Annotated in this window: 12 protein-coding genes and 1 riboswitch; of the genes, 3 read left to right on the plus strand and 9 right to left on the minus strand. The window is 26.3% G+C overall.

Annotated features, from left to right (window positions below):
* Positions 1–282: 282 nt before the first annotated feature.
* From ACRC03_RS20245 to ACRC03_RS20260, 4 genes are all read right to left on the minus strand, one after another.
* Positions 283–888 carry a LuxR C-terminal-related transcriptional regulator gene (locus ACRC03_RS20245; RefSeq protein ID WP_438654422.1) on the minus strand — a complete coding sequence of 202 codons (606 nt, stop codon included), beginning with the start codon at positions 886–888 and terminating at the stop codon, positions 283–285.
* Positions 889–912: 24 nt separating this feature from the next.
* Positions 913–997, minus strand: a riboswitch (cyclic di-GMP riboswitch).
* 224 nt (positions 998–1,221) lie between these two features.
* Positions 1,222–2,046 (minus strand): LCP family protein, encoded by an 825-nt coding sequence (locus tag ACRC03_RS20250; protein ID WP_438654423.1) that lies wholly within the window; start codon positions 2,044–2,046, stop codon positions 1,222–1,224.
* 152 nt (positions 2,047–2,198) lie between these two features.
* Complete coding sequence (locus ACRC03_RS20255) at positions 2,199–2,837, minus strand: response regulator transcription factor (RefSeq protein WP_438654424.1); 639 nt, start codon at positions 2,835–2,837, stop codon at positions 2,199–2,201.
* A gap of 236 nt (positions 2,838–3,073) precedes the next feature.
* Positions 3,074–3,778, minus strand: a complete 705-nt coding sequence (locus ACRC03_RS20260; RefSeq protein ID WP_438654425.1) for a hypothetical protein — start codon at positions 3,776–3,778, stop codon at positions 3,074–3,076.
* Between the two features lie 195 nt (positions 3,779–3,973).
* Between ACRC03_RS20260 and ACRC03_RS20265 the strand changes: the two genes are divergently transcribed.
* A complete protein-coding gene (locus ACRC03_RS20265) occupies positions 3,974–4,480 on the plus strand; it encodes a hypothetical protein (RefSeq protein ID WP_438654426.1) in 507 nt (168 codons plus the stop codon).
* Between the two features lie 45 nt (positions 4,481–4,525).
* Here the strand turns inward: ACRC03_RS20265 and ACRC03_RS20270 are convergent, their stop codons facing one another.
* Positions 4,526–5,305, minus strand: coding sequence for a tyrosine-protein phosphatase (locus ACRC03_RS20270; protein ID WP_438654427.1), 780 nt, complete (start codon positions 5,303–5,305; stop codon positions 4,526–4,528).
* A 94-nt stretch (positions 5,306–5,399) separates the two neighbouring features.
* Between ACRC03_RS20270 and ACRC03_RS20275 the strand changes: the two genes are divergently transcribed.
* Entirely contained in the window at positions 5,400–5,732 is a 333-nt protein-coding gene (locus ACRC03_RS20275) for a hypothetical protein (RefSeq protein WP_438654428.1), read from the plus strand.
* A 41-nt stretch (positions 5,733–5,773) separates the two neighbouring features.
* Here the strand turns inward: ACRC03_RS20275 and ACRC03_RS20280 are convergent, their stop codons facing one another.
* Positions 5,774–6,706: a hypothetical protein gene (locus tag ACRC03_RS20280; protein WP_438654429.1), complete on the minus strand. Its 933-nt coding sequence runs from the start codon at positions 6,704–6,706 to the stop codon at positions 5,774–5,776.
* Positions 6,707–6,852: 146 nt separating this feature from the next.
* On the opposite strand from ACRC03_RS20280, the gene ACRC03_RS20285 reads away from it, so the two are divergent.
* Positions 6,853–7,035, plus strand: coding sequence for a hypothetical protein (locus tag ACRC03_RS20285; protein ID WP_438654430.1), 183 nt, complete (start codon positions 6,853–6,855; stop codon positions 7,033–7,035).
* A gap of 141 nt (positions 7,036–7,176) precedes the next feature.
* Here the strand turns inward: ACRC03_RS20285 and ACRC03_RS20290 are convergent, their stop codons facing one another.
* The 3 genes from ACRC03_RS20290 to ACRC03_RS20300 are packed head-to-tail and all read right to left on the minus strand — an operon-like array spanning position 7,177 to position 9,545.
* Positions 7,177–7,989 carry an HNH endonuclease gene (locus ACRC03_RS20290; protein WP_438654431.1) on the minus strand — a complete coding sequence of 271 codons (813 nt, stop codon included), beginning with the start codon at positions 7,987–7,989 and terminating at the stop codon, positions 7,177–7,179.
* A 9-nt stretch (positions 7,990–7,998) separates the two neighbouring features.
* The gene (locus ACRC03_RS20295) at positions 7,999–8,733 is read right to left on the minus strand and encodes an OmpA family protein (protein ID WP_438654432.1); all 735 of its coding nucleotides are present in this window, start codon (positions 8,731–8,733) and stop codon (positions 7,999–8,001) included.
* Between the two features lie 2 nt (positions 8,734–8,735).
* Positions 8,736–9,545: a hypothetical protein gene (locus ACRC03_RS20300; protein WP_438654433.1), complete on the minus strand. Its 810-nt coding sequence runs from the start codon at positions 9,543–9,545 to the stop codon at positions 8,736–8,738.
* Positions 9,546–9,737: the final 192 nt, after the last annotated feature.

Consider the following 9,737-nt stretch of genomic DNA (forward strand, 5'->3'; position numbering starts at 1 on the left):
TTTTCATTTAGAATATATATATATATATTTTATTAAATAATCTACATGATTTTGATAAGCTAATTACAGTTAACTATTTAAAGTGTAGGTGTCACGATATAGAGAAAATGTAGATATTAAATTAGAATATATATATATAATTTTTTTTATTTGTAAAATATTTCTAACTTCTAATTTTAAATATAAAAATAGACTATAGATATTTTATTTATCTTAGTCCATTTTTCGTTCTTCTATTACAATTAGACCTTTTATTGTTCTTTATTACAATTAAGTACATTTTTACATTGCTATAATACCCCTATCATATGCATATAAAGCTGCTTGCATTCTATCTTTTAAGTTTAATTTTGCAAATATATTGCTGGTGTGCTTTTTAACAGTATGCTCTGTTATGAAGAGCTCTTTTGAGATTTCTTGATTGCTCTTACCTTGAGCTATACAGATAAGTATTTCATGCTCTCTTTTTGTTAGGTCATTTATATATTCAGTAGTTCCTCTTGTTATATAGTTTTCTGTTAAGTCTGGATCATAATATTTTTTTCCTCTTGAAATTTGTTTTACTGCATATACAATATCTTCAGAATCTATACTTGCTAATATATATCCATCCACTCCAGCTTTCATACACTTTGAAAACAATCCTTCATCTTCATAAAAGTCTAATACCATAACCTTTGTATTTGTTCTTTCTTTTATATTTTTTATGTCTTCTAAATGTTGTTTATTATTTTTATTTAAATCTATAAGTACTAAGTCATAGTTTGATTTATATATGTCTGTAAATAAATGACTTTCTGTTATGTTGCTTACACATTCTTCCTTAGATAATATTTCTATGATTCCTTTTCTTATAATCAATGATCCTGATATTACAATAACTTGCATATTTATCCCCCTATTTAAATATACTAGCTATTTAGTCGGTTGCACTACTTGCTCCGTATACCCTTAAGTGCCCAAATATAGAATATACTTCATCGCATCTAAATACCCACATTTACTATTTTATATTATTATATGTTGTTACTCTTATTAGTTTCTTTATACTTATATTTTATAGTATATTAGTTTTATTCAAATCATCAAAAAGTAGTATTCTTTATAGTACTAAAGTATAATATTGTATACAATTAATGACATTCGTATACATATATGTTCTTCTCTCGCTATTTTTATTAAAAAAAGCCCATAAATTTACTTTATGAGCTTTAAGATTACTTATTTCTGGCTATATATGAAATTTTTCAATTCTTTTTTGTTATATTCTTTATCCCATTCAGTTACCCAACCTTTTTCCTCTTTTAAAACATCTTTTCTATGGGACTCTATTGGAAACTCTAGTTGATTTATTTTATTATCTTTAAAATCATACGCCTTTATACCTATTTCTGCCATTTCTAATGGAGCTATATTAGTCTTGCAATTGCTCAACAAAATATCTACAGCATCTTTTATAGTTGATAAATCTTGTTTTAGTAACTTGTTATAAGCACCGTATATAATTTCTCTTTGTCTTTGGTCTCTCGCATATCCACTATCAGCATATCTGATTCTACTAAAGGCTAGTGCTTGATATCCATTTAAATTATGAATACCTTCACCCTGTATATACTTTATAGGTTGAACTTTTTGGTCTTTATTACAAATTGAATAAGTGCTATTTATTGAATCATTTAATAGTTTAATATTCTTTGAGTCTACATTTACTTCAACTCCTCCAATTTCATCAACTATATCCATGAAAGATTTAAAGCTCACTGTTATATATTTGTCTATAGATATGCCAAAGTTTTGATTTATTGTTCGTAGTAATAATGGTGGTCCTTCGTAGGCATAGGAATGGTTTATTTTTTCTGTACTATATCCAGGAATATCTACATATGTGTCCCTTCCTATTGAGGTTAGTCTTATATCTTTATTTTTACTATCTATAGTTAGTATAATCATAGAATCTGATCTATTTCCTTTTTCTCTATTGTCTCCATCTACTCCTATTAATAATATATTTAGAATATCTTTATTAATATAAGTGTAATCTTCCAATGCTTTTACATTATTTTTATTCTCTTTTTCATAAATTTGATTTAGCTTATAGTATACACATGTAGCTACTGATATAGGTAATGCAATTAAAATTACTAATAAGCTTATTACAACTTTTTTGTCATAACAATCCCCCCTGTACTTTATCCTACTTATTGATATATTCTTTTCCTTGTGTCTTCTAACAATCCATTATCTTTAGCATATATTATTATGTCCTGTCTATTTTTTAAACTTAATTTAGTCAAAATACTACTTACATGCTTTTTTATGGTGTAATCAGTTACATTTAAAGCTTTAGCTATATCTCTATTGCTTAATCCTTTTGACACCTGTACTAGTACTTCATGTTCTCTATTAGTCAATCTTTGAGTGTCATATGTTGTAGTATTATTTATAGCATACTGTAATAAATCTGAATCATAATATTTTTTACCACTAACAACTTTTTTTACTATGTAAATAAATTCTTCTTTTTCAGCAATATTAAGTATGTAAGCATCTATATAATTCTTACTTATACTGTAAAATAAATTGCTGTCTTTCCTTAAATCTAGAACCATTATTTTTAATTTCTTAAATACTTCTTTGGTAACACCTAAAGTTTCTATTATACTTACATTTGATGCATTTACATCTATAAAAGCAAAATCTAGCTCATCTATTTCTTCTTGCCTTAAAGTATCTAAATTTGATGTTACTTTTATATTAGCATCTAGAAATATATTTTTGAAAAGGTTACTTAGAGAATCTTTAACTATAAATGATTCAGATGCGACTAATATATTCATCCTTAATTTACCTCCAATATCTGCATCCAGTTTTATTATTTAATTAAATTTTAATATTTTTCTTTAAAAATACATATTCCCTAAAGTACTTATATATACTTATACTCACGCTTATACTTTATATTTTATTTCTTACTCAATAGAGTAATAACCTCGCTGTTTATAGCATAATTTTCAAGCAAAAAATCAGATAACTTATTTAACTAAAAATAAGTTATCTGATTTTATATTCAGAACTAATTATTAAGATTTGAATCTGCATTTACATTTTGTGTTGTATTACTACTTTCAGGTTTTACTTCTCCATTTACATCAGGTTTTGTACCATTATTTTCATCTGGTTTTACTTGTCCATTTCCATCTGGATTTGTTCCATTGTTTTCATCTGGCTTTGTTTGGTCATTTCCATCTGGATTCGTTCCATTATTTTCGTCTGGTTTTGTTTGACCATTTCCGTCTGGATTTGTTCCATTGTTTTCATCTGGTTTTGTTTGGCCATTTCCATCTGGATTTGTTCCGTTATTTTCGTCTGGTTTCGTTTGACCATTTCCATCTGGGTTTGTTCCGTTATTTTCATCAGGTTTTGTTTGACCATTTCCATCTGGGTTTGTTCCGTTATTTTCATTAGGTTTTGTTTGACCATTTCCATTTGGTTTGTTGTTAGTATTAGGCTTGTTATAATTCGGCTTATTGGTATTATTGGTTGTAGTTTCACTGTTGTTGCCTTCATTTGAGTCTTCTTCTTTGTCAGCTTGATTATCTATAGGTTGGCTTTGTTCTTCTGACTTGACCTGAGTTGTCTCTTTTACTACCTGTGGTACGCTGATATACTCATCATCTGCTAATGCTACTATACTATCTCTTTGTATTGAAATACTAGCTGAAACCATGGCTGTTATCATTACACCGCCAATAATAATCTTCCTCTCTAAGTTTCTCATTATATTCTCCTTCTTTAGTATTTACTTTATTAAATTTGTAGTTTCACTATTATATTTTCTAGATAATATAAAGTTAAACCTTTACAATTAATTCTTGTATATTTATTGTTTTTTTACATCTTTAATTAGCATTTGTATATTTTTTCCAGTATATGTTAATAAATTAAATATTAATGCTTGGAAAGGGTGAAAAGAATGTCTAAAACTTTTAAAGTTGTAGCACTTATATTAGGTTTGATTATAACAATAGTAATGTTTCTCAATATAAATGGATTATTACCTAAGAAGGAAAATGTAAAAAATAATAACTTGACTCATTTTAAAGAGGATAAAATTAATACATCTACTAGTAATAAAAATAAAGAAAATAATAATACTATAGATTTAGCTTATAATTCTGAGGAAAAAGATATACTAATAAGTTCTAACAATATTCAAGGAGTAGTGTCTATTAATTCTAATACAAAAAAAGTAGATTACAAGGCTTTAGATGATAAAGCTAAGGTATATGCTGATAAATATATTAACGTTGATAAAAAATATATGGAATATTTGAAAGCAAATTCAGATTCAATTATAAAAGAGTTTAATAATGGAAGTATGATAGAAAAGTACTCTCTAGTAAACAAAATACTCGACAACTGTGATACTAATATTAGCGAAGGTGATTTAATAAACATTGCCCTTAATTATTTAAAATAGATACACAACAGAAATAAGGTTATAAACTTTAATTAGTTCATAACCTTATTTTTTATTACCAAACAAAGACTTAAATATACTAGTATTAGCTATTGGCATATTTTCAAGTATTATATCTTCATCGTTTAAAACTCTACTTGGATTTTCAATAAATAAATTATCTGCAAATATTTTTCCATACTTCTTCGATACATAGTCGTAAGCTTCTTTTATAAGCGGTCTTCTTACAGTTGGTCCATGTGCATCTGTAGCTATGAAGTGAACATGGTTATTTTTAAGTAACTTGTGAGTAATTTTATGATGTAGGGGTATTTGTTTTTTCAATACACTAGATGCATTTACTTGTATAAAGGCACCTTCCTTTATTATATCTTCCACTTTTTCTGGATTTTCTTGTATTTCACTATACCTTTCAGTATGAGCAATTATTGGTTTATATCCTTTTAATTTTAACTCATATAGTATATTGCATATAGTATATATTGATTCATCATAAGAAAATTCCACTAGTATATATCTACTATTATTCATTGTAAAAATTTCGTCTTTGCTAAAAGTTTTAATTAATATGTTATTTAAATATATTTCATTTCCCGTTGCTATTTCAATATCAATATTATTATTTTTTAGTTGTTGATTAAAGTCTAGAATTTTAAATAATAAGTCTTTATTTTTTTCATCACTATAGCTTGTGTTGTAGTGTGAAGTGTTTATTATGGTTTTTATTCCTTCATTTTGGGCTATTTTAGCCATCTCTATTGCTTCATCTATATTCTTAGGTCCATCATCTACGTTGGGTACTATATGGCAGTGTATATCTATCATCGGATACCTCCTATTTAACTAAAGCTAGATAGTTCTATTTTTATAGGTTTGACCATATATACTAATGTAATTTACTATATTTTAAGGAGGCTCTATGAGAAAACAAGATAATATAAAAATATTATACCTATCATCTATTGGCCTTGGCTTAATAATTGCATTTTTGCTTAATTTTTTATGTAGGTTAGTATATACAATCATGCATACTTTTGTATATTTAACTGGATTGATGACTGTATTCTTTATGGTACTTTTTTGCTTTGCTATATTGGCTTATTTAATTTTGAAATTATATAGAAATTATAACTGTTGGAAAAGAAATTCTTTAACAGGTACTGAGAAGCTTGTTTTAATAATAAAAAGTGAACTAATTATAATTGTAGAAATGGTATTATTTATTCTGTTATTAACTTTAATTTTTACTTAGTTACGTTTAAATAATACTTCTTTAATTATTTTTTAATTGTATTATCCTAGCTTTTTTAGACTTGTATTTTCAAATAGTAGATTCTCTATTATTTCAATTTGTTCATTTACTGTAAATTGATTTTCTGGTCTTGTTATTTTGTAATATTTGATATTTTGAGCAATTTGCAAGCACTTTTTTAAATATGCAGGCTCCATACCTCCAGAGTACATTATAACTTCTATTCTAAAGATATTTTTAATCAAGTTTGATAATTTTTCAGTACCCTTAATCTCACACATTTCTACTTTAGATACATCTCCTTGCTCTAATTCTATGACTGTGTTTAGTGGTATTGGTTTATCTATAAAGCTACCTAAGGCTGGTACTATATATTTTATGTTCATATCACCTCTATGTGGGGTGTATTTTGATTTGTCATAGCCTAGTTTATCCATAGTATCTTCACATAGTTTTTGATATGGAAATCCTGGATTTATCATGTTTGTTTTATCATGGTAAATAGCTGCTACATCATCTGCTACAAAGCCATAGCCTTTTTTTCTTAGTGCTGTTGTTAGTGTAGATTTTCCCGCTCCTTTGTCTCCTGTTATTACACATCCTAGTTTGTTGATTTGTAGTGCTCCACCATGTATGGCAACAGTATTTCTCTGTAGTAATACTATACCTAATACACTGCCTAGTATGTATACTTTTAGTAATTGTTCATCTATCTTTGTACATGGTTCTATAATCACTTTATTTCCATTTTCTATATAATATGTTGCTAAATTATCTATATTAAACCAACTTCTTTGTTTTTTATAATCTGCTTCTATTCCATCTTTTATTAGTTTTTTAATGTCTTCTGACATTCTATTAAAATTAATACTCACATGTATATTATCATCTTCTATAACTTCTAATCGGCATAGCTCTGGAATCTCAATTTCAGATTTAATATTTAACCCATACACTTTATAAAAATAGTTCATTTAGGCCTCCTTCTTATATTATATTAATTATTTTAACTATTTTTAGTTATTACTCATACTACTCATTAATTTAGTTATTCTAATACTTTAGAGTAATATTAATCTTAAATTAAATATTATATTATTTATTAAGGGAGGTGTTTTATATGAAAAAATGGGAAAAACCTATAATTTATAGCTTAGGTATTGAAAATACATATGGTAATAAGCATAAACCTGATTGCTCTCTTCCACCTGACCATCAAGGTCCATGTAAGAGAGGTCATAAGCCTGGATGTCATATACCTGGTAACCATTGGGGTAGACCTTGTAAGCCTGATTGCTCTTAAATTTCTTTTAAATACATAATAACTATCCATAATAAAGCTTATTATGGATAGTTATTATGTATATAGTTCTATCATAATTTTATATAATTTCTTATCTATTAGTATACTTGATATATTATTGCTATACTTTCTATTATCTAACTATCTTTTATAGTGCGCATGTCCATATTGCTTCGAATGGCATTCTTTACATAATGCTTTAAGATTTGTATAATCTGTATTATACTTATTACTATCAATATGATGTACATCTAAGTCCTTTTTATTATTAGAACAATTCTTACCACATTGCTCACACGTCCAGTTTTTAAACTTTCTATAACTATAAGATATCTCACTCCAATTCTTACTATATTCATTCATAGGAGCTGTAGTGCTTTCATATTTAGGCATTTGGTTAAATCTAGTATCATACTTTTCAAGAAACTCCTCCAATGAGAAAGTATTATAGATATAACTTCTATCAGATCTATAGTTGCTATATCCCTTGTAATTAATTTCGGTTAAACAATTCTTACAAACACAAAGCTCCTTTAATATATTTTCATCACTAATTTGATGGCTCATTGCATCAAATACATTGACATGAAATCTTCCATCAGTTCTTCTACTTATAACATATCTGTTAAGCTTATTATTATTTCTCATCTCTCTTAATGTCTTACACCAAGAAACATGATATTTATACTGACTTTGATATGAATACTGATCTCGTATATATAAAATTACATTCTTATCTTCATATACTATAGTATTATCTAATCCCATATCTAGATCATTTAAATTAATATCTAACCCTATCCCACTTTCTAATTGTTCAAACTGAGCTTGTTTTAGCTTAATTTTATTGAAGTAAATATCAAATTTAACATCTGCTACATATCCATCTTTGATGTTCATTTTTCTTCGTATCTTTTCAAAAGTATTATTTTTAAAAAAGTCTGGTAATCTCATATATCCCCTCTACTTATTGTATTCATCTACTATTTCATTTATAGTTTCATCTGCATTTGTTATAACTCTAAATTCTACTCTTCTTGATGACTTTTTATCCTCATTATTATTTTCATCATACAAACGTTTACTATACGACATACCATTTGAAGTAATATTATCTATTAGCCAGTCTTCATATTGTTGTAGTTCATCCATATTCATTATATATTTTAATACATTTCTTGTTCTATCTTGTGATAATTCCATATTTCCAAAATATGATTCTTTTTTATTAGTATTTTCTTTCCATTCACTTGATGTATGTCCTTCTATTCTTACCTCTTTTACATTCTCTTTATTATTTTCATAAATAACCTTTATGTATCTTGGGAAAAATGAATCTAATATTTCTTTAAACTGTGATTTAATCTCAGCTTCACCCTTTTCAAAAAATACATCTGGTTCACTGAATCTTACAGTAGAATCTTTGTCTATTTGCATATTCCATCTTTTCAAATCATCTTTAAATTCATCATATAGGTCATCATATATATTACCTTTAGTATCTTCATACGTTTTTACTACTTGTTGTATTGTATTTTGTTGTTTTTTTATACTTATGCTTTCGTCTACTACTCTACTCATAAATGCAACTGAAATAAATAAAAATACTATCATCAGACCAGACATAAGATCCGATACTGATGACCATATCCCATCTTCTTGTATTTTTTGTCGCCTTAGCTTATCTAGTTTACTCATTATTATACAACTCCTTGTGCTATATTCACTACTTCTCTTAATTTATTAGCTAGGGGCGTATAATCTTTACTAAATCTTTCTGATATTGTTACTAATTGACTTCCAAATGATGTTAACGATTTTGTAAGTTCTTCTTGTAATAAATCATCTAGTTGCTCTACTTTTTTTTCAAATACATTTTCCATTTCTTCTACTATATTTTTTATCTGTGATGATGTATTTATAGTTATATCTTCTAGCCTCTTTGTAGAATCATTGATAACGCTATCCAAGTTATTATTTATATTATTTGTTGTCTTTTTTAATAGTTCAGCTTGGCTATTCATATATTCCATATTTAATTGTAATGAATTTTGTACTTCACTCGTAAATGCACTTAATGTATTATTAAACCTTTCTTTTGTTTGTTCTAAATGATCATTTATCTCAGGTATGCATACTCTTAATTGATTTATTATTATTTCAAAGTTGCTCATATAATCTTCAACTTCTTTTTTAAATATAAGGTTATATTGTTTAAATAATTCAGTAATATGTTCTGTTGAAATTGCACAATTTTGAGACACATCTACTGTAAGTTTTTCTATATGATCTTCTACTAATTCTATATTCTTATCCAAAGTATCTTGTAAATTATCTACCGTATTTTTAATATATATATTAGTATTTTTAAAATAATTATCGATACTAGGTATAGATTCTTTTGCTTTTTCTGAAACTTCTACTAAATTCTCTGCTGAGAGCTTCATTTTCTCTTGAGTAGAACCTATTTCTACAAGTATATTATTTAAATTTTCATTATTCTCTTTCATAAGATTTGAGTTATTTGATATATTTTCTATAGATTTATCTATAGTTTTAATAGATTGTTATACGTCAATTTATTTCATATGAAAATATACCTAAAAAAGCAATTTAAAATATCTTTCATTTAATAGAAGATATCTTAAGTTGCTTTTTTAATAATCAGATTATATAATCTGATGTAAAAGATTATAATTAAT

The sequence above is a fragment of the Romboutsia sp. genome (genome assembly GCF_051659545.1).
In the GTDB taxonomy this organism is placed as follows: Bacteria; Bacillota; Clostridia; order Peptostreptococcales; family Peptostreptococcaceae; genus JBOFOR01.